Below are 26,084 nucleotides of genomic sequence, written 5' to 3' on the forward strand. Positions count from 1 at the left end.
TAGCTTTGTAAGAAAAAAAATTAAATTAAATTTGAATTCTTCCCTTTTACCGTTTTTAATTTTTGGCCGATATTAAATCAGTAAAATACAATCAAAAGATATGAAAACAAGTGATATGGAAACATTTCGAGGGTTTATAGTTTTAATAGGTATAATTAGTGTAATTATTTCTTTCTATTTTGGTAAAATGGAAGTTATAAGTCAAAGTGAGATCAAATACAATGTAACAACAACAACAAGTCATTCAGGAATGAATGGTGGAGCAATTGGTTTTGGACTCATTAGTGGAATGAGTTTCATCGCAATAGCAATCACTTTTATAGGAAGAGAAGAAAATGATTATACAAAACATAGATAATGGCATACAACATTGTACTTATACAACCTGAAATACCAACAAACACAGGTAATATAGGTCGATTAAGTTTGGCTTCAGGTTCCAACTTACATTTGGTAAAACCGTTTGGTTTTGAAATCACAGATGCGCGACTCAAACGTGCAGGATTGGATTATTGGCAACATTTGTCAGTTCATATCTATGAAAATTTAGAAGAATTCTACGCGAAAAATGCAACAAAAAAAATGGTCTATCTCTCAAGTCATGGAAGTAAAACCTATGACGAAATTCCGTTTGAAGATGATTTATTTTTAGTGTTTGGGAAAGAATCTGTCGGTTTGCCCAAAGAAATCACAGACCAACATCCTGACGATTTATATACAATTCCAATGTTCAGTGAGCACATTAGAAGTCTTAACTTGGCAAATGCGGTTGCAATTGTTGTCTTTGAAGGAATTCGGAAGTTGAAGTAGTGAAATTTTAAATTACAAACGCTAAATCTTAAATGTAAAAGTAATTTTCGCTTACAAACGAAAAACAAATAAACAAATAAATCAAAGCCAACGTTCCACATACTGTTTTGCAACACTTTCGTACTCGTGAAAATCTTCAATAAAAGCGCGTGCATTCTTTCCAATTTGGAGTAACTCGTCTGGATTTTCAATCAAATTACTTAATTTTTCAACTAAATCATCCACATTTGGAGTTGCATTAATAACCACCGTTTTGTCCAATTTATAAAACTCTTGAAACGCAGTTTCGGCTCCTGAAAACACTACTTTTCCTTTCGCCATTGCTTCCAAAGCATTGTATCCTTGATCGTAACCATACAGCTGATCCATGATAATATGGGCTTCCTCGTATGTTTTAATGTATTCATTATAAGGCAAACTATATGCAGTTTTGACTTCAACTTGATTTGGATATTTTTCTGCAATAATCTTCAAAGCTTCATCAATCAAATCGTTACCTTTCTTTAAATAATTGACTTTATTCACACCGTGAAATATGTTCACTTTTCCTTTGTAAACTAATGGTTTAAACTTCAATAACTCTACATTAATAGGAAACGGAACTAAGGGCAAAGCCTTTGGATGCTTTCGATACGCCATATCATAATCAAAATTTGCAGGAATAATTCCTTTTACATTTTCAACCACAAAATGATGTAGTTTTTCGTGCGATTTTGATAAATACTGTAATGAATATTTATAACTTTTTCGTGCGTTTTTATTTTTTACATACGGTGTTAAAATGTGATACGGAAGCTCGGCGTTTAGAATATAATTCAGATAATAAAAGTCGTCTCCACAAGAAGATAAATACACATTTTTATTATGCTTGAAGATGTATTTTAATAATTTTCGTTCTATAAAAGGAGTCGTTGCAATTGGAAATTCATTGATCAATTGTACGGCGTCATAATCGCGAAATGATTTTCGATGTTTATAAAAACGATAGGCAATTTCTAACGAAGCAATATCAATAGTGCTCATTCGAAATAGTAGCTGGCGAAAAAGGTTTGGAATCTTTTTTTGAAAAAAAGTGGCTTCAAGCGAAATATCAATCGGGAAGTTTTTAAAGCTATCAGCGCGACCGACCAATGTAACATCGTGCTGTAATTTTTGTAGACCTTCTTTCAGCGAATTATGAAATCTACTGTATTCTCCTATCAATAATATTCGCATAAACAGTATATTTGCGTGAAAGATAGTAGGAAAACTTTATGCTGCAAAATTCTAAAAAGAAAATCTGTATAATTGTCGATTGTTTGAGTGGCGGCGGCGCGGAAAAGCAAGCGGCAAACTTTTCAAAATCTTTGCACAATCACGGATTTGAAGTGTCTATTATCTCCTTAAAAGATCAAATTACATACGATTACGAAGGAACGTTGTATAATTTGGGTAAAAAGGAATCTTCTCTAAAAATCATCAAGCAAGTTCAGAAGTTTTTTGCCTTTAAAAAAGCATATAAAAAGTGTAATGCTGATATGTATATTGATTTTCGATCGCGAAGTAGATTTGTGATGGAATATTTATTGCATCGATTCATATTTGAAGCTGAAAAGATGATGATGATAATTCATAGTTATGAAATTCATTGGCACATCCCGAAAGGGAAACTATTCAAAAAAATATATAATACTACGCATGCTGTTGTTGCGGTTTCGGAAGGAATAGAAGCAAAACTAGGCGAAATATATGATTTTGAGAATTTAATTCACATTCCAAATTATATTACACCAAACGAGAATCAACCTGAAAATACACAAGAAATTTCAGAAGAGTATATCATTGCTGTCGGACGTTTGCGAAATGATATCAAGCAGTTTGATCGTTTGATTGAAACCTATCACGCATCTGGCTTGACCGAGAAAAATATAAAATTGTTTATATGTGGTGATGGAGAAGATAAAGAATCACTCGAAAAACTGATTTCAACATTACAATTAAACGATTATGTGCGACTTTTGGGATTTGTAGAAAATGTGGATGAATATATTCGAAATGCAAAATTTTTAGTAGTTTCAAGTAGGGTAGAAGGATTTCCAATGGTTATATTAGAAGCATTGCAGCAAAAAACGCCCGTAATTTCATTTGATTGTAAATCGGGCCCGAACGAAATTATTCAACATAAAATTAACGGTTTGCTTGTTGAAAATCAAAACTTTGCGGATTTGAAAGATGCAATGATACTGTTAATCGAAAATTTTGAATTGTATACGGAATGTAAACAAAATACAGTATCTTCAATAAATAAATTCACTGAAAAAATCGTAATCCAGCAATGGATTCAACTTATAAACGTCTAAAATATGTCTACAACTGTTGCTGATATACAACTACTTACGATCCCCAAAATCGAAGACTTTAGAGGAAATATTTCTGTTATAGAAGGAGACACCATTCCTTTTAAAAGCAAGCGTGTCTACTATTTATATGACATTCCCAGTGGTGCAAAAAGAGGCGGACATGCACATGTAGAGCAGCATGAAGTGCTAATTGCATTAAGCGGTAGTTTTGAAGTGATTTTTAAAGACGGAACTAGTCAAAAACGAATTTTACTCAACAAACCCAATCAAGGTTGCTTGATTCCGCATGGAATTTGGCGCGAATTGGAAAACTTTTCTTCTGGAGCTGTTTGTTTAGTATTAGCTTCTGATGTTTTTGATGAAGACGATTACATTCGCGATTATCAAGATTATGTGATTACAAAGGAAGACATTAAGTTGTTTAAATAGTATTTTAGATTTTAGTATTGAGTATCTAGAAGTTTAAGGTAACTATTGAAGTATTTCTCGATACAATTTTTCTTCATTTTCATTACGAAAAACCATTCGAAATGACGCTAGGGAATTTTAAATGTAAAGTGTTTTTTCGAACAGTCGAATCAGCAAAAAAAACAAATCAACAAAAAGGAGCAAAGCGACTCTAATCATTCAAGAAGTCTAACAATCTAAGTAACCTGAGTTCGATATAAAATTCAATAGCGATTTTCTTCTTTTCCGCAGTATAGCAGGAATTTTTCGTTCAGAATTTTTGAAGCCACAACATTCCGAAATCTAAGTTTTCAATCAAAGATATTATATCTATTGGTGAATATTTTGAAAACAATTCTGAACTTTTAATTGCTTGTTGAATACATTATAAAAAAACTATTTGTACGCATGAAGACTACTTCTTTATTATGGAATAGTTACATATATCGGAACAGTATATTTAAGGATGTTTGCTACTAAACAAATATCCTAGAACAATGAAAAAACGTATTTACAGTAAGGAATTCAAATCCCAGACGGTTCAATTAAGTTATAATCGGTCTAACATTAAAGAATTCGCAGATGAATTAGGAATATCGGTACAACGGATCTACAAATGGCGAAAAGTAGCAAAAAAAGCTTCTACTCCAAAGCAAGAAACTCCTGTTGCCCAAGAACAACTAGAAATAAAACGCTTAACAAAGCTCTTAAGGGCAAAGAAATGGAACTTGAGATCTTAAAAAAAAAGCCGTTCACATTTTCTCCAAGAGCGACGGGAAATATATAAATTTATAGCGAGTTATCGACACTTATATCCTATTGAGAAGATGTGTAAAGTGCTAAAAGTAAACAGGAATAGTTAGTATAGGTGGTTTAGTGGTAAGCCATTCAAACGTGTTTTAGAATATCGTTTGTTTACTAAATTAATTGAGCAAGTGTTTGAAAACAGTAAAGAACGTTATGGTTCTACAAGAATTTTATCAATTTAAAAAGGTAGCATAGTCCTTAGAAAAATTGTCTCACTTTTTGTTGTTAGTCCACCTAGCGTAAGTTTTGTAACTCGTGCCGTACAGAGTAAGAATATAAAAACTCCAAAGTTGTAAAAAAGTATGAGGATTTTAAAATTTAAACCCTAAACTTCCCTTTTTTTAGACACATACGATAAGAATACGACGCTTATACAATATTTTCAACGCTTATACATTTGATCCTTATTTTATTCAAAAAAAAACTATTTTTGACTTTTAAAACAGGAAAAATTGTGGTTGCAAACATTCCTTTAAACACTTTAATATCAATAAAACGTATCTTAATGAATTACAAAAACATTTTAAAAACAGCCCTATTATGTTGTTTCATATCATTTACAAGTTGTAGTAGTGATGATGAAAATGACACCAATACTCCCGAATTCAATAGTGATGATTATCTCTATTACATTTCAGGAAAAATAAACGGTGAGCCTTTTCTATTCGGACAAAGAGCAGATGCAACTGTTTTAGATTATTCAGAGCCAGGGTTTGGAAACTCAATAACAACACCATGCGCTTTTAACCCTAACAATGGAGGCTTAAATTATGCCGCTGGTATATACCCAAGTTTAGATAACGAAGCACGACCAGAAATTTATTTTGATTTTGTTCGTTTTTATTTATGTGATCCAAATTTTAACAACAATGCCGCAGGATCATTCAACGACTCTTTTCCAGTAAGAATGTATGACTTAGCGACAAGTAACAACAGTATATCTGGTACTACAGGAGCTGTAGCTATGTTTTATGCCCCAGATGCTACAAACAATATGACGCGATATGGTTCATTAAATACAGATCAATCGGGTAATTCTTTTGAAATAACCTCTTCTACTAATACTAGTAATTTTGCACAAAGGAAGCAATTCATAGAAGGCAATTTTTCATTCAAATTATATAATGATCTAGACAGTTCAGATATTGTAGAAATCACAGAAGGTCAATTCAAAATAGATGTGTTTTTTGATTAAATACAAACTTAAAGTAGTCTGTGACTCCGTGGTTCTATAATATCAAATTATGAATTAAAAATACAGAAGTATAGAACTCCCAAGCCGTAAAAAGGTTTGGGAGTTTTTTTTAAATTAAAATTCTCTTTTTTTATGCAAAAAGTATAAAAACACGACGCTTATACAATATTTTCGACGCTTACTAAATATCATTGGCATTTTTGAGGTTTCTATCGTAATATGCGGTGATAATTAAATTAGAAATCCCCATAAACGCATATAATGAAATTTATACTCACTGCATTTTTCATCCTTATCTTATTACCTCAGAAACGAATTATTAATGATCAAAACTTTGATTACGAATTCTATATTTCTCAGGAGAAGATTAAAAAACCAAAGTCTGACAGAATTTATTATTGGTATCGATCTGGAGAAATTCACCAATCTACTTCGGCAATAGGCGGCGATATATTAGTGGATAATTATCAAAAATTTTACAAAACAAAACAACTTGCCGAAAAAGGAAATTTCAATGATGGTTTGAAACATGGAACTTGGCAAAATTGGTTTGAAAACGGAACGCTTCAGCAAGTAAAAGAATGGAAAAAAGGAATTCCTCATGGAAAATTTGCCCTTTATACTACTGATGGAAACAAAATTGAAGAAGGAAGGTATAAAAACGGGCAAAAACAGGGGACTTGGATTGATTATATCAAAAAAGATACGCTCCACTATTCATCTGGAAAAATTATTCCTAAAAAAGTAAAAGATACCCTAAAACGTGAACCGTTTTTAAAACGAATCTTTAAAAGGAAAAAGAAGAAATCTTCCGAAAATAAAGATTCTAAAAAAGTCAATAAAGATGTTGAAACAACTTAAAGCATCTTCGCTATTACACGCAGTTTTTGCCTGTTTACTAATTGCTCTTGTATGTTTTGGGATGCTTTTACTAGCGAGTTATACTTCTTTATTTCAGCATAGAGCACTTGAAAAAACACAGTTGCAACTCACGAATGACTCAGCGCTAGAATGGCAACTTTCAAAAGATATTTTTAATCAAGAAGAAGTACAGTCAATTTCAGTTTTCAATGATGATATTGAAACTAGAACTAAAACTCTAGATTGGGGGTTTTATAAAATAATTAACACAAAAACCTATCACAATCAAGATACGATTCGTAAATCAGTATTGGTGGGAGAAATTACTTCCGATAAAACCGCGCTATATATTACTGATTATGACAAAATTCAAAGTGTTGCTGGAAGCGTAAAAGTTATTGGAGCTATGAGTATCCCAAAGGCAAGGTTCAACGAGAAAAATATGCAGGGTGAAACTACAGCAATTTATATCAACGGAATCACAACGCCTTCGGAAGATAAATTGCCAAACCTTAAGGACAGAAATTTAAAATTTTCAAACAGCTATGATGATGAATTTAGCATAGATAACATTTCAAACAAAATACTATACATACATTCTTTTGATAAAAAAACAGCGCTTCTAAAGATTCCTGATAATCGTTTTTTGATTGGTAAAAAACTGAAAGGAAACATTATTATTGAAAAATTAGGCACGTTGGTCATTACCAAAAATATGGAATTAGAAGATGTCATTATAAAAGCCGATGAAATAAAGATTGAAAGCGGGTTTACAGGGAATCTTCAAATCATTGCTAAAAACACGGTTTATATTGAAGAAGGTGTGCAATTGAAATATCCCTCAAGTATTCTTATTGAAAAACCAAAAGACGCTGCTACGATTACAATTGAAAAAAACAGTGTCATCATGGGCGGAATTGTTTTGCAAAATTCGAATAGAAAAACTACTGAAAAATCCTTGATTAAAATTGAAGAAGAAGCATTGATTGTTGGTGTTGTTTATTGTGCAGGAACACTAGAATTGCATGGGAAAATCTACGGAAGTGTGTATACAGATCGATTGATGACGCACGTAGAAAATGCCGAATATAAAAACCTATTGATGAATGTTGAAATTGATCGTTCCAAACTTCCTGAAACATTTGTAGGCATTTCGTTATTTGATTCGAAAACAGAAAAGAAAACTGCGTATGAAGTCGTTAAAGAACTATAAAAAATTGCAAGCTTCATCATTGATGGAATCTGTGATTGCGACAGCAATCATCGCTATTTGTGTGATCATGGCAACCATTGTTTTTGTAAATGTATTTAAAACAGGACATTCAACCGCATTTTTTGAAGGTTCGCAAGAAATTCAGACGATCATCCATAAGTTAAAAGAACAACAACAAGTGACGGACGATATGTATACATATCCAAATTTCACGATTGAACAAAAGGTAACAAATTATGAAAGTTTACCAAATTTAAAACATGTACAGCTAGCACTAACAGTAAATCAGAAACGAAAAATAGTTCATTGTTTAATTAATGTAAAAGAAAATGATGTTGAGTAAAAAATACAAAGCATTTACGCTTACAGAAACCATTTTTGGATTGATTATTTCAAGCGTATTGATTGGTGTGATTTATACGGTATTTACCACATTCAATAAGCAATTTGTCATGTTTCAACAACAACAATTACAAAGCAATGCGTATGTTTTGTTTGATGCAACATTTAAGCAAGACTTATATAAAGCAAATGCCATTAGTTACAAAAGTGACCAACTCATTCTTGAGAATTATAAAGAAAAAACGAAAATATATACAGTTCAAAAAAATAGCATCATAAGAAATTTTGACGAGCATTCGGAAGTCATACTGACTAATGTACTTTCATTTGGGTATAAAAAACAGGATGCGTACCATATTATAAATTTACAAGTACGTATCTATGATGAAACCATCAATTTGACATATCAAAAAAAGGAGAATCCAGCGAATGTTATAAATGAAGCTTTTATAGATGAAATTAGATATTAAAAAACATAAAGTTACGGCGACAGTTACCTCAAAAAAGGTAGTGAAATCGAAAGGTTTTAACTTTGATTTCTTTACAAAATTCTCCAATAAAGACAAGGAAGCATTTTATAGAGAATTTGCCGTATTGATAAAATCTGGTGTAGATTTTAATCAATCGTTACAGCTATTAGCTGCGCAGCAAAAATCTGAAAAGATTAAAAATATTCTAATAACTATAAATGAAGATGTAGTTTCTGGAAGTACGCTTTTTGATGCATTACAAAAACACAACGCATTTTCGCCCTATGAATATTACAGTATCAAAATTGGCGAAGAAACTCGAAAACTAGCAGAAGTACTCACACAATTGCAACGCTTTTTTGCACGTAAAATAAAAATGAAACGCCAAATTGTTTCTGTAATGACGTATCCTGCATTTGTATTGGGAATTACGTTTATTGTATTGTATTTTATGTTGAATTACATCGTGCCAATGTTTACTTCTGTATTCAAGCAATTTGGAGGTGAATTGCCCGCAATTACCAAATTTGTGATTCGACTATCCGAAAACTTCAATACAATTATGTTCATAATAGTACTTGTTGTAATTACTGGGACTACGTTTCACAAACTAAACAAAAACAACAATCGTTATCGTGATATTTTAGGAAGAATTGTATTGAAAATCCCATTTATTGGCACTTTTCTAAAAAAGATATATGTAACACAGTTTTGCCAATCGCTAAGTTTATTATTATCTGCAAAAACACCTTTGATTATATCTTTAGATTTAACAAAAGAAATGATCACGTTTTATCCAATGCAAAAAGCGATTCAACAATTGAAGCTTGACATATTAAAAGGAAATACGCTTTCAAATAGTTTAGAAAAACATACCATTTTCCCCAAAAAACTGGTTTCATTAGTTGGTATTGGCGAAAAAACCAACGAACTCGACACCATGTTTAGTAAACTCAACGATCAATACAATGATGAAATAGAACACACCACTAAAATGATTGGAACAATCTTAGAACCATTAATCATCATTATCATCGGAGGATTGGTTGGATTTATCTTAATTTCTATGTACACGCCGATGTTTGACTTGAGTAAAGTGATTGGTTAAAATGTACTACTTTTCTTCAAATTAGGTGTTTTTTTTGAAAAAACTTAACGCTTATTAACTATTTACGACGCTTGTTAATTCATTCCCTATAAAACTACATTTTTTATATACTTTAGTTTCAGAATAATAAAAATAGAATACTCATGAAGAAGAAAAACCTTGCTCAAAAAAAGCAATCTTTATGGCTAAAAGGATATTCCCTAACAGAAATTCTTATTGTGTTGTGCATCATCGGAATCTTGATTTATTTGGTATTACCCAATCAAACACAAGCCGTTGTACAAGCAAGAGCCATTGAAGCAAAAACGACACTCAACTCGTTATATTCGTATCAGCGAAACTACTTTTTTACACACGCTAAATATTCTTCAAGTTTTGATGATATCGGATTTGAAAGAGAACTCACCATTGATAAAGGTGGACAAGCAGTGTATCGTATAGAAATCATTGAAGCTTCTATTAATAGTTTCAAAGCCCGCGCAGAATCTATTCAAGACTTTGATGGAGACGGAAACTACAATGCCTGGGAGATTGATCATAAACGAAATTTAAAAGAAGTCGTAAAAGACTAATCTTGTGAAAACACTCGTAACCATCATATTAGTACTAGTATTTGCGGTTATTATTTTTCAAGATTTCAAATACAGAGCCATTCATGCTATTACCATTATTGGTATTGGTATTGTCGCTACCATCTTAAACTACCTAGAACCAACACTTACCTTTTTTGACATGCTGCAAAGCATTAGTTTTTTAATCATTACAAGTATTGCATTCATGATATATCAAACAATAAAACAGAAAACATTTCAAAACCCTATTGATCAATCTATAGGTTTGGGTGACCTATTATTTTTCATCGTCATTACACCATTATTTCAAGTACATCAATACATATTATTTTTCATTGTGGGCTTACTGATTTCAGCAGGACTCTTTATGATTTCAAAATCAATTTTAAAAGAACAAACCATTCCATTAGCAGGGTATTTATCCTTTTTACTAATAATCTGTTTTGGTTTAAAAATCTTGAACATTGTAAATCCTTTTTTCATTGAATTTTAACAGTCAACATATCGAAATTTCTATAGAACAGCAACAAATTATCAATGCTGAACTTGCTAATCATTACAGGGTCATTCCTTTTGATGAAGATGCGAACAGTATTTCTTTTTACACTGATAAAAGTGAAGCAGCTTCTGTGAAACTTATACAAGAATTACAATTGTTATTGGATAAAAAAATTACGATTGCTGCCGCAGATACAGAAGTCATTCAGAAAGCATTAGCAACGTATTACCGAACTGGCGATCGTGATACAAAAACTTTACATGAATTGAATCAATTGAGTACTGACTTTTTAGATGAATTGATTCAGGAAGCGAAGCTTATTAGAGCAAGTGATATTCACATTGAAATTTTTAAAGAAGAAGCACGCGTCCGATTGAGAATAGATGGTTTATTGATTGAAAAGTATAAAGTTCAAACGGAGAATTACTTAGAACTCATCAACAAAATAAAAATTCGTTCCAACTTAGATATCACCGAAAAACGATTGCCGCAAGATGGTCGAATCAGTTTTGAAGCTTTTGACATTAGGGTTTCTATTTTGCCAACACATTATGGTGAAAAAGTTGTGATGCGTCTATTAGGTCGTGATGCTTCACATCTAAATTTAAATGCTTTGGGAATGGATACAGAAGAGCAAGAAATTTATAAAACTGCTGTCAAAAAAACCAATGGAATCATTTTAATTAGTGGTCCAACTGGTTCTGGAAAAACCACTACGCTATATGCAACTTTGAAACATCTCAATCATTCCAAAACAAACATTGTTACAGTTGAAGATCCTATTGAATATACATTAAAAGGCATCAATCAAGTGCAACTAAAAGAAGATATTGGACTCACCTTTACGTCCGCATTACGTTCTTTTTTACGACAAGATCCAGACATTATTATGTTGGGAGAAATCAGAGATGCACAAACGGCTCAAATGGCAATTAGAGCTTCGCTCACAGGACATTTGGTACTTTCTACCATACATACGAATTCAGCATTAGGAACCATTTCTCGATTGATTGACATGGGCGTTCCTGCATTTCTCATCGCGGAAACGCTCAATATTTCCATTGCGCAACGCCTAGTACGTAAACTTTGCGCGCACTGTAAAAAAGAAACAATACTTCATGTGGAAGACTTACCAAAATCATTACGAACTAATAACGTAATAACGCATCAGTATACTGCAAAAGGTTGTGATTGTTGTTATTATACAGGATATAAAGACAGAACTGCAATCTATGAAATGATTGCCATTACGGAAGACATTGCTGAAGTAATTAAGCAAGAACGCATACAAGAAGCCAAAAAACATATTGATCAAGAGAAAAGTTTGGCATACAAAGCATTACAATTATTCAAAGATGGCATTACCTCATTAGAAGAAGTATATCCAATTTTATTAAACTCTTAAGACATGTATAAGCACTATATATTCATACTTCTATTTTTATTTTCTGGATGGACATTTGCCCAAGAAAGCAATGATTATCGTGAAAAATTAGACGCATTGTCAACAGAAATCAACGCATATAATAAAACGATGCAAGTTGAAATTTCGGGGATTGCGTTATACGATTTTATTTCTGCAATTGCAGACGAACATAAACTAAGTGTTGATGTAGATACAGCATTAGATCAGTTAATTTCTAGCAATTTCTACGATGTTCCTGTGAAAGATGTATTGCTATTTTTGATTGGAAAACATGATTTGGAAATGGACGTAAAAGGTAAAATATTGGTCATCCGAAAAAAAGAAATTATTCCAGAAATTCCAAAGATAATTCCACTAAAAAAAATTGATGTTAGTTATAATAAAGAGAATGATTTCCTTTCTGTAAAACTGAAAAAAGATTCTATTGCAAAAGTTGCACAAGCAATTACAGATGCTTCTCAGAAGAATATTATTTTGTCGCCTTCTATCAAAAAACAAACCATTTCGGCATACATACTCAATCGCCCATTTGATCAAGTATTGGAAATGATGGCAAAGTCAAACAATTTGATGATTACCAAAGATGAAAATGATTTTTACTACATCGATAAGAGTGATATTATCATAAAAGACAATCCAACTACAAAAAAATCAGGGCGAAAGAAAAGTACTCAAAAGAAAAATGGTACGCTTACCAATAATGGGGAATATTCACTTGCCATTGATAAGAAAGGTTTTTTATCCGTAAATGCTTTTGAAGCAGACGTGCTGAGTATTTTGGTTGAAGCTGCTGAGAAATTGAATATCAACTATTTCATGTATGACAAACCTGAAAAAGTAACCACAACTTTACTTGCCACAGGAATTACATTTGAAGAATTGTTGAGAAATGTATTAAAAGGAAAAGAATATACATATAAAAAGGTTGACGAAGTATTTTTAATAGGAAAACATGATACTGACGGCATCCGAAAAACAATTTTAATTCAGATGGAAAACAGAACGATTGAGTCTGTAAAAGCTACGTTTCCAAAAGCACTGGTGCAAAAAATGGATATTGTTGAATTTGTTGAACTTAATGGTTTTGTCGTGACTGGTTCGGACATTCAAGTCAGAGCAATGCGCGAATTTTTAAGAGAAATAGACAAAGTAGTTCCCAATATTGAAATTGAAGTTATGATTGTACAATATCAAAAAGGATATGAAATACAAACAGGTTTTCAGGCTGGATTGGATGATAACAAACGAACGACTTCTGGCGTCTTATTTCCAACTACGGATGTGCAAGCAAATGCAAATTCAGTAAACGGATTAATTGATGCGTTCAATGGACTTGGTATTGTGAATCTCGGAAAAGTGACGGAACGTTTTTACCTAAGCCTAAAAATGCTAGAAAACAACTCCTACATCAAAGTAGAATCAACACCAAAGTTAGTCACCTTAAATGGTCATGAAGCCACAACTTCTATTGGAGAAACAAGTTATTATTTTGAACAGCAAAATCAATTAGTGCCAACTGGCGGCATCAATAATAACATCTTACAATCAGGGACTTGGAAATCAACAGAAGCCAACTTAAGTGTTCGTATCAAACCATTTGTATCTAAAGACGAACACGTAACACTTGAAATTTCTGTGGAACAAAGTTCATTTTTAGGAAGAGCAGGCGAAAATGCACCGCCAGGAAAAGCTACTCGAAAGTTTGAATCCATGATTCGTGTTAAGAATAATGAAATGATTTTACTTGGCGGATTGGACGAATTGGAGAATGAAAACTCAGGCACAGGAACACCTTTCTTTTCAAGAATTCCTGTGATTAAATGGTTTTTTAGTAGCCGAAAAAAGAAGAAAGAAAAGTCAAAACTTCACATTTTAATCAAACCAACTGTTACCTATTAATCATGTTTGAAAAATTAACACATAAAATTCCGTTACGAAGCACTTTTCAAGTGGTAGGCATTCATTTTCTTCATGAAGATGAAGTACAGTTTTGTGTATTGACAATTCACAAGAAACAGAATGAGTTTTCGGTTGGGAAACGTTTTGAATCAAATAAAATTGAAGCTATTTTTAAAGAAATTGAATCAAAATACCCTGTGTTGCTGCATTTTTCAGGCGTTGGAATTTTGAATAAAAGTGTTGAACGTGTTGCGAATTACAAACAGAAATTACTCTTTAAATCAAACCCTGATGATTTCTATTTTTATGAATTACATCAAGAACAAACAATTTTTGTATCGATGTGTCGAAAAAAGATCATTGATGCATATTTGGAACAATTTTCAGTTAAAAAATATCATGTATTAGACATTGCAATTGGTCCTTTTGTGAATTATGTATTGCGTCCATTCTTATCGAATCAAACAATAATATCAAACCTTTCAAGCATTACTTTATCACAAAATGATAGTATTGATTTTGAAGTGTTAGATGAAGTAAATGACAACACATTATATCAAATTGAAGACTTAATGTTTACTCATAAAGAAATTGCACTTTTTGCAATGATTTTGCAATACCACATTCAAGAAGAAGCTATACAACTTGAAGCGCCATTTTTACAAAAAAATAAAACAGATTTCACTTATTATAAAGCAACAAAACTTGCTGGGATTACAGGTGTTTTCATGCTGTTATTAGGAATTTTATTGGGGCACTTTTTATTAAATCAATATCAAACAAAAGTTGCAAATGAACAAGCAATTGTTGCGGAAGTGAAAGAAATACAGGAAAATATACAATTGCTTACAAAACAAAAGTATGACAAGGAAGAAATTATTGCGACTTCTGGGTTATTCAATCCGAAGTTTTTGACATCCTATTTTTATGATATTGGAAATTCGGTGGATAAACATACAAAGCTTTCTAGCATGGCTATTACGCCTGTTACAAAGAAGATGCGAGCCGATACAGAAGTAGCATTTTTTAAAAATCAAATTCATGTAGAAGGACTTGCGAACAACGATACCGATTTTGAACAATGGATTGCCCGACTGAATGAAAAATTGTGGGTAAAAAAGACTGAAATCGAAGCGTATATAACAGTAAGACGATCATCACAAAAATCATTTTTAATACATATATATTTCTAATGATAGCACAACTTTCATACAAACGTCGTTTTTTCTTGGTGCTGATCGTCATGATTATGTTGATTCTTGTCTTATACAAAAAAACATACAGTCCAATTTTTCAATTGCGAAGCGAGCTTCAAGTATCTGAAAAATTAATGACAAATTCAGAAGCTTCACTTGAAGAAATTCAGGCATTACAACACGAATTGAACGGTTTGGATATGATTATTGGGAATTCGGAAAACCATGCCTTCATACAACAAAAAATATTGCGTTTTATTACAAATAGATCGTTGAATATTAGCGTAATTTCAATGGAAGACACACATGTTTTTGAAGAGAAAATATTCACTGTTTTTACAAATAAAATTGTGCTAAAAGGAACCTATGAAAATTTATTAAAACTAATGTATATGATGGAAAAAGAATTTGCCGCTTCAAAAATTGCAAGTGCAAAATTTGTTTCCAAGAAAGATTACAACACCAATAAAACAGAATTATTACTAGAACTATATTTTCAAAATTATGGCAAATAACAATAAACTCTTAGGCTTAATGAGTCTTCTATTTTTTATATCGTGCGATGATATTTTAGAAGAAAACATTTCAAATGATTTAGTTACACCAATTACACCGACTTCTGAAAGTGTAATTACAAATAATGTGATCAACTTTTCATGGAATGCTTCGGATGGAGTTGACGATTACCGACTGCAACTATTGGATAACAATCAAAGTAATTTGATTATACTCGATTCGTTGGTTTCGACAACATCTTTTCAACATCCATTAGATCCTGGAAACTATAAATGGCGTGTGCGTGGAGAAAATTTCGCCTATGAAACGGCGTACTCCTTTCCTATTTCATTTAGCGTAATTGCTTCTTCTGATTTGACCAATCAGAGTGTGATTTTGAATACACCAACGGCTAATTTATACACAAACTCTACCAATATATTATGTACATGGAATGAGTTGCCATTTGCAGATTCGTATTCATTTGAATTGATTAAAAACCTCAACGGACAAACTACCGAGGTACAGCAAACAGGAATTACAGCAACAAGTTACAGTGTAAATACAAGTGTTTTTGATGTAGATGCGGAATATATCTGGAAAGTAAAAGCTGTGAATGCAACAACGGAAACAACCTTTACATCGCGTTCTTTGTTTTTAGATCGTGAAGCGCCAAATCAACCTTCCTTAGTATCTCCTGCAGATGATGAAATTATTACGACTATAGATATCGATTTCAATTGGACACTTGGTCAAGATAACGGAAATGTGCAATCGGAAATAGAAAGCATTTTAGAGATTTCGCAAGACGCAAACTTCAACAGTATTATAGAAACAATTACAGTAAATAATGGAAATTCTCAGCAAGTTTCTATTGAAAATGTTGGCACGTATTATTGGCGTGTTCGTGCAAAAGATGCAGCGCAAAATGTAAGTTCCAATAGTATTTCAAGATCATTTATAACTCAATAATTTTCACAGTTTGAAAACAAAAAAGTATGTAAACATTGTATTAATTCTCCTAACTATTTTCATTTGGGGTGCAATTGGTTATACGTATTTCTACAAGAAAGAAACGTCAAAAACGAATACATATGCTCCAAAAATGACAACAAACGTAGATTTTACGATTCGGAAAGATACATTTGAATTGATCGCGATTAAAAACCCTTTTTCAAGCACGATGAGAGTTCCTAGAAAAGCTTCTCAAACAATAAAAAAAAATTCAAGAAAAAAAACAAACATTCCTGTAGTTGTAAAATGGCCTTCAATTTCATATCACGGATATGTGGTTCAAGAAGGAAGTTCTAAAAAGTTGGGCATTTTAAAAGTCAATGGGAAAATTACAAGAAAGAAAACACAAGATATCATTTTGAATGAATTTAAAATTAAAAACATATACGAAGACTCTATTCAACTAACATACAAAAACACACTCAAAACATTTCAAAAACAAAAATAATAAACAAATGAAAACATTAAAGTTTCTTCCCTTCGTCAATCTCTGCATCTTACTTGCAGGAATCATTTTTATGGTCATACAATTAAATGATGATCAAAAAAAATACGGTTACGTAGACAATATTGTGTTGTTCAATCAATTCAATATGGCAAAAGATTTACATTCGATGGGTTTACCTCAGTTAAACGCGCAAAAAAAGAAAGTAGATAGCCTGTATCAATTGTTGCAAACTCAAAAAGATCCAAAATTGATCAAAGAATTTCAGCAACGTGTATACGTTCAAAACAATCATCTTCAAAAAATGGACACTGAACTCAAGCAGCAAATAAATAGTAAAGCTTGGGAACGATTGAACGGTTATTTAGAAGAATTTGGTGAGCAGCAAAAAGTGCATCTTATTTTTGGGATTCAAGGTGCTGGAAACATTATGTATGCTGACGAAGCATTTGATTTAACCCAAGAAGCAATTGAGTTTGCAAACGGAAAATATGAAGGTAATAAATAAAGGATCTATGAAAAAGTTAATTTTAATAATTGGCGTAAGTCTATTTTGTTTCACATCGTGTAAGAACGGCAAAAAAGAACGTGTGATCACGGAAGATTATAAGTTTTTCAACTTGGCGGTTGATGGATGGAAATCGAAAAAAATCAATCAATACATAAACGATATAAATTATACCGCGACAGAAGTTCCGTTACAGTATTATATCTTAAAAGATACTCAAGATTTTGAGACTGAAGCGGTCGATTCTATTTTCAAACTCCACGAAAACGAGCGTGTACTCGAAGTTGAATTTCATCACAATGAAGAAAAAGACTTATTGCAAAAAGAGTTTACTAATTTGGAGTATGACAAAGCTGTCGAATATATGGCATTTAAAATTCAAAATGATTTTAAGGTGATTACCAGTACAAATGATACCATTATATGTTCAGGTGTTTTATTTGAACGAAACTTTAAAGTGGCTCCTTTTAAAAGAGCCTTACTCTATTTTGGTAATATCAATCCGAATGAAGAAATTCAATTGGTGTATAATGATCAACTATTTGGAAGTGGATTGATGAAGTTTAACTTCAAAGCGAAACCATTAAAATTGTAAGAAAAAGCGTTGATTTTATCTTTTCTTCAACGCTTATACAATATATTCGACGCTTATTAACTATTTAACCTTTCATATTATATAAATCTATACTTTAGTACCTGTAGAATAAAAACCCACGTTGTTTCTTTCCCCAAAAGAAGCAAAATTTCCTCAAAAAAATATACCCATTGCTTCGCAACTTCACATTGGAACACTTCCATGTAAAGCTTGTATTGCATCCCCATAATATATTTATAAAAACAAAAAAATTAAGTTTAAAATAAAACTTAGCAATCAATGATGATACAACAGATTAGAACTGGAAAATTTTCTAAGGTGCTGTCTTGCTATTTAGCAATACAGTTGGTATTAACAACCATTCAGCCTACACAATTATTTGCGCTTACGGGCGGACCTTCACAACCTGAATTTACTGCTTTTACACCTATCGGAACTTCGGATATGGTAAATATAAATTCTGGGAGTTTCAATTACAACATTCCTATTATGGATGTGGGTGGGTATCCACTCAACTTAGCGTATGATGCCGGAATTACCATGGATCAAGAAGCTTCTTGGGTTGGACTGGGTTGGAACCTAAACGTAGGACAAATAAACCGTAACGTCCGTGGAATTCCAGATGATTTCAAAGGCGATATAATGACCTATGAAAACAGCATGAAAAAGAACAAAACGGTTGGGATGACATTATCTATTAATGGTCAGGCTTCAGGAACTGAATTTGGATTTTCAGGAAATGCTAGTGCAACATTACTCCATAACAATTATGACGGTTTCAGTTTTACACCTTCTTTTGGGGTTTCTTATAAGTTTTCAACAGGGACTAGTGTTGGAATGAATTTGTCTCCGTCTGTTGAGAATGGAGCTTCTTTGACACCAACTGCATCGCAAAGCTTTGATGGGGAAAATCAAAAAACTGAAAAAACTACTGTTTCTGGAATAAGTCACAGTATTGGAATTGGAACAGCTTTTAACAGTCGACAAGGATTAAGCTCTTTTAACATAAACACTTCAACATCTGGAAGGGTTATGAAAAATCAATATGGCCTTTGGAAATATGTCGGAAGGTCTTCTAATAGTGGAAATTTAGGAAGTTTATCATTCATTGACAACACATTCACACCCGCTAAACGAACTGCCTATCATAACGAAAATTATACATTTAGAGCTTCCTTAGGTTTCCAAGTTGCTGCATTTAGTTTTGAAGGAGGTGCTTCCGCTTTTTATTCTGTACAAAGACTCAAAAATCAGGTGCAACATGAAAAAGCATACGGGTATGAATTTACTAGGAATGCCACACATAATGATGTCTTAGATTTTAATAGAGAAAACGAGCGTATGGTTTCCAAAAACACCACTACGTTACCAATAGTCAACTACACACACGATATCTATCACATACAAGGACAAGGAATTGCAGGGCAATTTCGTCCTTTTAAAAGTCAATCAGGCTATGTATATAACCAACGTGTAGAAGACTCTGGAGATAGTTTTAGCCTTGGGGCAGAAATAGAAGGTGGTTGGGGATTTCGAAATGGAATTGACATTCACTATTCACCAACACGAAGTCATACAGGTGTTTGGGATACACCAGGGCGTTACAGATTTCAGTCATCAAATACAAATGATATCGACTACGAAGAAACCTATTTTAAAACGATTGGTGATTTAGGCATTGATAAAGACCAACAGGAATTGTATGAATCTGTATTATCTGCAGAAAAACCAATGTCATTGGTGTTGACTCCTGAAGGTAAAGCTTATGGCAAGCAAGCGATGAATGTTTTTAATGTAAAAGAATATAATATAGATAATACCATTGCCGATAATTCACAAGTAACCATTACCGAACCAATTAAAAGAAAACATCGCGAACAAAGAAATCAAGCCATTTTAAAAGTAAACAAAAAAGAAGCCTTAGTAGATCCTTTTATCAATGCGCATACTAATTTAAAACCACATCATACCAATGGGATTAAAATTGTACAGCCAAGTGGTGCGACCTATGTATATGGAGAAGCAGCAGTAAATCACTCTAAAGAAGAAGTGACATTTGCAGCTGATGGAATTCCAACCTTGGAAGACGGAACGATTGCTGTAAATGGTCAAGATCATCCCGGGAATACAAGTGGTATTGATAATTATTTCAATAAAATTACAACGCCTGATTATGCACACACGTATTTACTAACTACAGTGCTTTCTAATGATTATGAAGACCTTACAGGTGATGGTGCTACCGATGATGATTTAGGTGCCTACACCAAAATGCATTACAACAATTTTATAAATGATACCGATATTAGTGGAGCTAAGATTACCTCTGTAGTTGATGATTATAAATGGAGAGTTCCTTATGCCGCTAATGATGCTTCTTACAATCCAGGATTGTATACCAAAGAGAATGACCAAAAAGGAAGTTATGTTCGTGGAGAAAAAGAGTTGAAATATGTAACCATGATTGAGACGAAAACGCATGTGGCAATTTTCGACTTTAGTCCTCGTGAAGATGGACTAGATGCCGATGGAAGAAATGCGTCTCTTAAGGTTGATGCTATCAGACTTTACTCAAAACCCGAAGCAAAAGCTGCAAATCTATTAGACGATGATGATTCTAACAATCAATTTGTTGCACCTATCAAAACGGCTCATTTTACCTATAACTATTCCTTAATGCCAAACACGCCAAATAGTGATGCTTTAGAAACAGGAAAACTTACCCTAGAAAGAGTACACTTTACCTATCGCAACTCAAACATGGGAAAATATACACCGTACATTTTTAATTATGATAATATGAATCCAGACTATCAAATAAAATCGTATGATGTTTGGGGAAATTACAAGCCTTTATTTGAAGAAGGTGTTACAAAAGTTGATACTGACAATGATGGAATTAACGATGATGTGACACTTCCAACAGGCAATATAAATACAAGTTGTGAAGTACTATCGGATATCACAGCGCAGGAATTCCCATTTGTGCAACAAAATGATAAAGAATTGCAAGATTTGTATACAGCCGCTTGGACATTATCCTCTGTTGATCTTCCTTCTGGTGGACGAATAGAATTGGAATATGAATCAGATGACTATCAATATGTACAAGACAAACCTGCTATGGAAATGTTTAAGGTTGTGGGTGTTAGTGACATTGCTCCTGAAAGCTTTGGTGACCTTACTACTAACTTATATACTAACGCACAACACACACGATTTTTAACCGTTGAGTTGCCTGAAACGGAGCAAATACCAATTGATGACTTTAAAAATAGATATTTAGGTGAATACATAGACAATCCGTTGTTTTTTAGATTTCTATTAAACATGGAAAAACACGATGTAAGTGCTTGCTCGTATGACTATGTCGAAGGTTATTGTAACATCAATCAATCGGGTGCTTTTTCAGTTTTTAAAGATCCGGATAGCGGAAAAGTCTATGGAGCCATCCCTATTCTCTTAGAAAAAAAAGAAGGTGGTGCTGATGCAAGCACTCAAGTAATTCTTGAACATCCAACAGTACAAATAGGTGCAGACACAAACCCTATTGCAAAATCAGGTTGGTTTTTTGCAAGAAAACATTTAAATCGCTATGCGCTTGGAACAGGTGACGATGAACCAAATTCACCGAATATTCGAGACATTTTAAATGCAATTGGAAGTAGTTTAGGAACACTAGCCGAAATATTTATAGGTCCAAATGGATACCTAGAAGAGCGTGCAATTGCTAGAAAATTCAAACCAGAAAAGTCATGGATTCGATTAAAACATCCATCGAATACTAAGCTTGGAGGCGGATTGCGTGTCAAAAAAGTTATGATGCACGACAATTGGGATGTAATGATTGAAAATGTACAAGCAAATTCTATAAATGAATACAGTAATTTTTATGGTCAAGAATATGACTATACGTTAGGAGAAAATCAAGGATCAAGTGGTGTTGCTACTTGGGAACCAAATATGAGTAAGGAAAATCCGCTCCTACAACCATTTTATGACGATTCAGAAAAATTACAAGCAAGGGAATATGTAGAAATGCCATTTGGAAAATCATTTTATCCTTCGGCAACTGTTACCTATAGTAAAGTAACCGTAAAAAATCTTGATCGAACAAATCTTGCTGAAAATAAAATTGTCAAAAAGCACGCTACAGGAAAAGTAACGAGTACGTTTTACACCTCAAAAGATTTTCCAACAAAATCGGATCATACCAATATTGATGGCATGAATAATTATAAAAGTAATCAAGCCAATATCCTTGACAACGTACTTCGATTAAGTGTTCGAACAGAATTAACACTTTCACAAGGGTTTTCTATTGTTACAAATGATATGAATGGAAAATCTAAATCTCAAGAGATTCATGACGAAAACGGAAATTTCATTTCAGGAGTAGATTATATCTACAATGTTACAGAAAATGGAGAATTGGACAACAAACTTCCTGTGATCTTAGCAGATGGAACTATTGATAAAACAAAAGAAATAGGTGTGCATTATGATGTAATTACTGATTTTAATGAAAATTACAACTTATCAGAAAGTTACGGAGTTAATACGAATCTTACATTTTTTAACGCTGGTATTATTCCAATACTTCTAGGACAACTCCCTTTTGAATACAAAAGAAATGAATCCATACTACACACTACTACCACGACAAAAGTGGTTCATAAAACAGGAATTTTAGTAGAAAAAGTGGCACATGATTTAGGCGCAAGTGTAAGCACCAAAAACCTAGCTTGGGATGCGTTGAGTGGACAAGTATTGCTGACGGAAACTTCCAATGCTTATGAAGACAACTACTATAATTTCTCATATCCAGCGCATTGGGCGTATAAAGGCATGGGACAAACTGTTACAAACTTGGGTGTGGAATGTCGTTTAACTTCTCTTCCTGAAAACCTTTCCAGCGATTATGATGGAGATGAAAACGGCGCATCTACTTGGTACGAAATCCAAGGAGCAACATCAACAAACAGTAGTCTTGATGAACTATTTTTACCTGGTGATCAAGTAATGGTTTTCGATGATGAAGGCGAATCAATCTCAGATGACAATGCCTATTGGATCAGTCAAGTTGAGAATATAGGTGCTACTTCTGGTAAAAAAATGGTCTTAATTGATCGAAATGGAGCATACTTAAATGCCTGTGGAGAAGATGTTAATCTATCTGATATTACCATTAAAATCGTAAAATCTAGTTACAGAAACTTCCAAAGTGCAGCCATGGCTTCTGTTACTTCTATGAAGAATCCAATGAGTGGAGATATCATTAATGCTAATGATTTTACGTATGATAGTAATAATGTTGAAACTGATAATCCAAGAATCATCAACGCATCTGCTGTAGAGTACGAAGATTTTTGGTTAAATCCAGAAGAAAATATTGGAGTCCAAAGATATCCATCTGTAGCTTTTCAGAACTCAAATCAACATTTGATAAAATATCCTGCATATCATACAACAAATCCATTTTTGTATAATATTAAAGGAGACTGGCGCGCTGTAAAATCGTATGCGTATTTAACCACACGTTCATCTACAAGTACCAAACGAAATAGTGGGTTCTTTGAAAAATTCGATCCTTTCTATACCTACGATGCAACTACTGAAAAATGGCTACGAAATACAGATGTTAACAATGAAGATGATTGGACCTACGCTAGCGAGGTAACACAATATTCACCTTACGGAGCAGAATTAGAAAACAGAGACGCACTTGGTAGACATTCAGCTGCACAATACGGTTACAATTATAAACTTCCTGTTGCTGTCGCTTCCAATAGTGAGTACAGACAAATGGGCTATGAAGGCTTTGAAGACAGAGAGTCCGAAGATGTAATTAATTCACACTTTAGAATTTCAAATTATGCAACAAATACAAATGATGTCTTTGTTACAGAGGAAGAATCTCATACAGGTAGATTCAGTCTAAAAGTGGAAGGAGGAAGAAGAGCGTTTATTAATAAGAAATTATACAACGACTGTTTAGAAAGGACACAAAGGTTAGATTGTGCACCAGCATGTAATAATGGCTGTGATATTGATGAGTATCCTGATTGTGATTGTAATGGTATGCCGACTTGTAGTTATGAAGGTATCGGAATAGTATCTGATAATGAAATTGCAATCCCAATACTTTTAAATTATGGGTCTGATGGACCATTACCTGCGAATGAAGGATATTCTTTAGTTTTTAATTATTCGTCAGGATCAATTAGTGAGGTTTCTTATGACAGCCAAACAGGATTATATCTATACAAATGGATAATTCTTAACACAGGCGAATACTCAATCACTTATGTTATAACAGATAATAATGGGAATGACCAATGTAGTGATACTATTACAATTACTAATGGAGAGTTCGCATTTAACAATGCTCCTAACTCTCAATCATTGTCTATAAATCATTAAAAATATTTATTTAAAAAAATAACATTATGAAATACATACTTATCATAAGTGCATTACTACTAAGTAGCTTAATAAAAGCACAAACCTTTAACTCTAGTTGCTCTTCATTTCAGCCTTTACCCGGAGAAAAATACATCATCAGTGGTTGGGTAAAAGAAAGCAATAGTCAGACCAAGAAAACCTATACAAATGGCGTGTTGGAAATAAATTTTTATAATGACACTAATGATTTTGCTCCTGCATTGCCAACCATTACAATGTATCCCAGCGGAAAAATTATTGAAGGTTGGCAACGAATTGTTGGGATTTTATCAATTCCTACAGAAGATAATAACATGTTAGAAATAAAAACGATAGGAATTAATTTATCCTGCCTAAATGCTGGAACTGATTGCTACTTTGATGACATCCGAATTTTCCCTTTCAACGGAAGCATGAAAAGTTTTGTGTATGACAAAGATACACAACGCCTCATGGCAGAACTAGACGAAAATAATTACGCTACGTATTATGAATACGATCAAGAAGGCGGATTAGTACGAGTCAAAAAAGAGACAGAAAAAGGAGTCTACACCATTCAAGAAACACGCTCTAAAAGTAAAAAAGAACAATAATGATAGTACTAAAAAACAGTTCCATGTATAGAAAACAACTACTAATCATACTATGTATGCTATGTTTTCAGACCTATAGTTTTGCACAAGATAAAACAGTTGATGAAATTCTTATGGAGTCACAAAACACGATGCAGAATTTTCAAAACATGAGTTTTGATATGAAATATAATTGGTACGAAACCTATACCGAAGAAAAACCCTCTATTTCATATCTAGGAAGCCTTATAAAATTTGAAAAGACAACGTATTCAAAAATAAATAAAACGTTTTTTATTACGGATTCAAAGTTAAATATGGCTATTAAATGTAATGAAACTGAAAAAGCATTTATAGTCACAAACAATACTAAAGCCTCTGAAAATCAATCACCTTTAGAATTGTTGAATATCTTCATCAAGCAATTTAAAATAAAGGAAGTAAAAGATCACGGCGATCAATGGATTTGTACGTTAACCACAGATGTCATTACACAACTTCCGTATGGCAAAGTAGAAATCTACATAAATAAAGAAACTGCCCTTGTTGAAAAACAAGTCCTTTATTTCTTATCAAGAGTTCCGTATACAGACGAAAAAGGAGAAAAAAAAGTGGGAAATCCAAGAATGGAAATCACCCTTTCCAACTACAAAAAAAAGCTATCTGAGGATGAAAAAATCATCACAAAAATCGCTTCGTACGTAAAAAAAAGCGGAAAAGAAATAGTTCCTACCATAGCATACAAAGAATTTAAAATAAGTCAATATTAACATCGTAGAACCATTTCAAACCTCAGAAAATCTCTGATAAAAAATAGTTCCATTTGA

25 protein-coding genes are annotated in these 26,084 nt (G+C 32.9%); 24 read left to right on the forward strand and 1 reads right to left on the reverse strand.

The genetic code is table 11. The features are described from left to right. Positions 1-115: 115 nt before the first annotated feature. Both H2O64_RS15250 and H2O64_RS15255 read left to right on the forward strand, forming a co-directional pair. Positions 116-358, forward strand: coding sequence for a hypothetical protein (locus H2O64_RS15250; RefSeq protein WP_187563072.1), 243 nt, complete (start codon positions 116-118; stop codon positions 356-358). Further along, the gene (locus H2O64_RS15255) at positions 358-810 is read left to right on the forward strand and encodes a tRNA (cytidine(34)-2'-O)-methyltransferase (protein ID WP_187563073.1); all 453 of its coding nucleotides are present in this window, start codon (positions 358-360) and stop codon (positions 808-810) included. Before H2O64_RS15250 ends, H2O64_RS15255 begins: the two co-directional genes overlap by 1 nt. Positions 811-891: 81 nt before the next feature. On the opposite strand, the gene H2O64_RS15260 is transcribed toward H2O64_RS15255, so the two are convergent. After that, a complete protein-coding gene (locus H2O64_RS15260; protein WP_187563074.1) occupies positions 892-2,025 on the reverse strand; it encodes a glycosyltransferase in 1,134 nt (377 codons plus the stop codon). Between the two features lie 38 nt (positions 2,026-2,063). Here H2O64_RS15260 and H2O64_RS15265 point away from each other — a divergent pair, with 38 nt between their 5' ends. The 22 genes from H2O64_RS15265 (at position 2,064) to H2O64_RS15370 (ending at position 26,027) form a co-directional block, all read left to right on the forward strand. Then, complete coding sequence (locus H2O64_RS15265) at positions 2,064-3,149, forward strand: glycosyltransferase family 4 protein (protein ID WP_187563075.1); 1,086 nt, start codon at positions 2,064-2,066, stop codon at positions 3,147-3,149. A 3-nt stretch (positions 3,150-3,152) separates the two neighbouring features. Next, positions 3,153-3,578: a sugar 3,4-ketoisomerase gene (locus H2O64_RS15270; RefSeq protein WP_187563076.1), complete on the forward strand. Its 426-nt coding sequence runs from the start codon at positions 3,153-3,155 to the stop codon at positions 3,576-3,578. Positions 3,579-4,093: 515 nt separating this feature from the next. Then, entirely contained in the window at positions 4,094-4,336 is a 243-nt protein-coding gene (locus H2O64_RS15275; RefSeq protein WP_187563077.1) for a transposase, read from the forward strand. A gap of 497 nt (positions 4,337-4,833) precedes the next feature. Beyond that, the gene (locus H2O64_RS15280; RefSeq protein ID WP_187563078.1) at positions 4,834-5,598 is read left to right on the forward strand and encodes a hypothetical protein; all 765 of its coding nucleotides are present in this window, start codon (positions 4,834-4,836) and stop codon (positions 5,596-5,598) included. 261 nt (positions 5,599-5,859) lie between these two features. Continuing rightward, on the forward strand, positions 5,860-6,459 hold the full coding sequence (locus tag H2O64_RS15285) for a toxin-antitoxin system YwqK family antitoxin (protein ID WP_187563079.1): 600 nt from the start codon (positions 5,860-5,862) through the stop codon (positions 6,457-6,459). Next, entirely contained in the window at positions 6,443-7,672 is a 1,230-nt protein-coding gene (locus H2O64_RS15290) for a hypothetical protein (protein ID WP_187563080.1), read from the forward strand. Before H2O64_RS15285 ends, H2O64_RS15290 begins: the two co-directional genes overlap by 17 nt. Next, the gene (locus H2O64_RS15295) at positions 7,650-8,015 is read left to right on the forward strand and encodes a hypothetical protein (protein WP_187563081.1); all 366 of its coding nucleotides are present in this window, start codon (positions 7,650-7,652) and stop codon (positions 8,013-8,015) included. Before H2O64_RS15290 ends, H2O64_RS15295 begins: the two co-directional genes overlap by 23 nt. Further along, positions 8,002-8,484 carry a hypothetical protein gene (locus H2O64_RS15300; RefSeq protein ID WP_187563082.1) on the forward strand — a complete coding sequence of 161 codons (483 nt, stop codon included), beginning with the start codon at positions 8,002-8,004 and terminating at the stop codon, positions 8,482-8,484. Before H2O64_RS15295 ends, H2O64_RS15300 begins: the two co-directional genes overlap by 14 nt. Beyond that, positions 8,468-9,592: a type II secretion system F family protein gene (locus tag H2O64_RS15305; RefSeq protein ID WP_187563083.1), complete on the forward strand. Its 1,125-nt coding sequence runs from the start codon at positions 8,468-8,470 to the stop codon at positions 9,590-9,592. The genes H2O64_RS15300 and H2O64_RS15305 overlap by 17 nt, the downstream gene beginning before the upstream one ends. Before the next feature lie 143 nt (positions 9,593-9,735). Next, positions 9,736-10,164 (forward strand): type IV pilin protein, encoded by a 429-nt coding sequence (locus H2O64_RS15310; RefSeq protein ID WP_187563084.1) that lies wholly within the window; start codon positions 9,736-9,738, stop codon positions 10,162-10,164. 4 nt (positions 10,165-10,168) lie between these two features. Further along, positions 10,169-10,657 (forward strand): hypothetical protein, encoded by a 489-nt coding sequence (locus H2O64_RS15315; RefSeq protein WP_187563085.1) that lies wholly within the window; start codon positions 10,169-10,171, stop codon positions 10,655-10,657. Continuing rightward, a complete protein-coding gene (locus tag H2O64_RS15320) occupies positions 10,647-12,068 on the forward strand; it encodes a GspE/PulE family protein (protein ID WP_215907178.1) in 1,422 nt (473 codons plus the stop codon). Before H2O64_RS15315 ends, H2O64_RS15320 begins: the two co-directional genes overlap by 11 nt. 3 nt (positions 12,069-12,071) lie before the next feature. Continuing rightward, entirely contained in the window at positions 12,072-13,988 is a 1,917-nt protein-coding gene (locus tag H2O64_RS15325) for a type II secretion system protein GspD (RefSeq protein ID WP_187563086.1), read from the forward strand. 2 nt (positions 13,989-13,990) lie between these two features. After that, positions 13,991-15,181, forward strand: coding sequence for a hypothetical protein (locus H2O64_RS15330; protein ID WP_187563087.1), 1,191 nt, complete (start codon positions 13,991-13,993; stop codon positions 15,179-15,181). Further along, complete coding sequence (locus H2O64_RS15335; RefSeq protein WP_187563088.1) at positions 15,181-15,699, forward strand: hypothetical protein; 519 nt, start codon at positions 15,181-15,183, stop codon at positions 15,697-15,699. The genes H2O64_RS15330 and H2O64_RS15335 overlap by 1 nt, the downstream gene beginning before the upstream one ends. Beyond that, positions 15,689-16,651: a hypothetical protein gene (locus H2O64_RS15340; protein WP_187563089.1), complete on the forward strand. Its 963-nt coding sequence runs from the start codon at positions 15,689-15,691 to the stop codon at positions 16,649-16,651. The genes H2O64_RS15335 and H2O64_RS15340 overlap by 11 nt, the downstream gene beginning before the upstream one ends. 10 nt (positions 16,652-16,661) lie before the next feature. Then, entirely contained in the window at positions 16,662-17,141 is a 480-nt protein-coding gene (locus tag H2O64_RS15345; protein ID WP_187563090.1) for a hypothetical protein, read from the forward strand. A gap of 7 nt (positions 17,142-17,148) precedes the next feature. After that, positions 17,149-17,646 carry an OmpH family outer membrane protein gene (locus tag H2O64_RS15350; protein WP_187563091.1) on the forward strand — a complete coding sequence of 166 codons (498 nt, stop codon included), beginning with the start codon at positions 17,149-17,151 and terminating at the stop codon, positions 17,644-17,646. Between the two features lie 7 nt (positions 17,647-17,653). Next, positions 17,654-18,241: a hypothetical protein gene (locus H2O64_RS15355; protein ID WP_187563092.1), complete on the forward strand. Its 588-nt coding sequence runs from the start codon at positions 17,654-17,656 to the stop codon at positions 18,239-18,241. Between the two features lie 279 nt (positions 18,242-18,520). Continuing rightward, a complete protein-coding gene (locus tag H2O64_RS15360) occupies positions 18,521-24,664 on the forward strand; it encodes a hypothetical protein (protein WP_187563093.1) in 6,144 nt (2,047 codons plus the stop codon). A gap of 26 nt (positions 24,665-24,690) precedes the next feature. Then, entirely contained in the window at positions 24,691-25,278 is a 588-nt protein-coding gene (locus H2O64_RS15365) for a hypothetical protein (protein ID WP_187563094.1), read from the forward strand. Between the two features lie 23 nt (positions 25,279-25,301). Beyond that, on the forward strand, positions 25,302-26,027 hold the full coding sequence (locus H2O64_RS15370; RefSeq protein WP_187563095.1) for a hypothetical protein: 726 nt from the start codon (positions 25,302-25,304) through the stop codon (positions 26,025-26,027). The last annotated feature ends 57 nt before the right edge of the window (positions 26,028-26,084 follow it).

It is taken from the genome of Kordia aestuariivivens, from assembly GCF_014397005.1.
In the GTDB taxonomy this organism is placed as follows: domain Bacteria; phylum Bacteroidota; class Bacteroidia; order Flavobacteriales; family Flavobacteriaceae; genus Kordia; species Kordia aestuariivivens.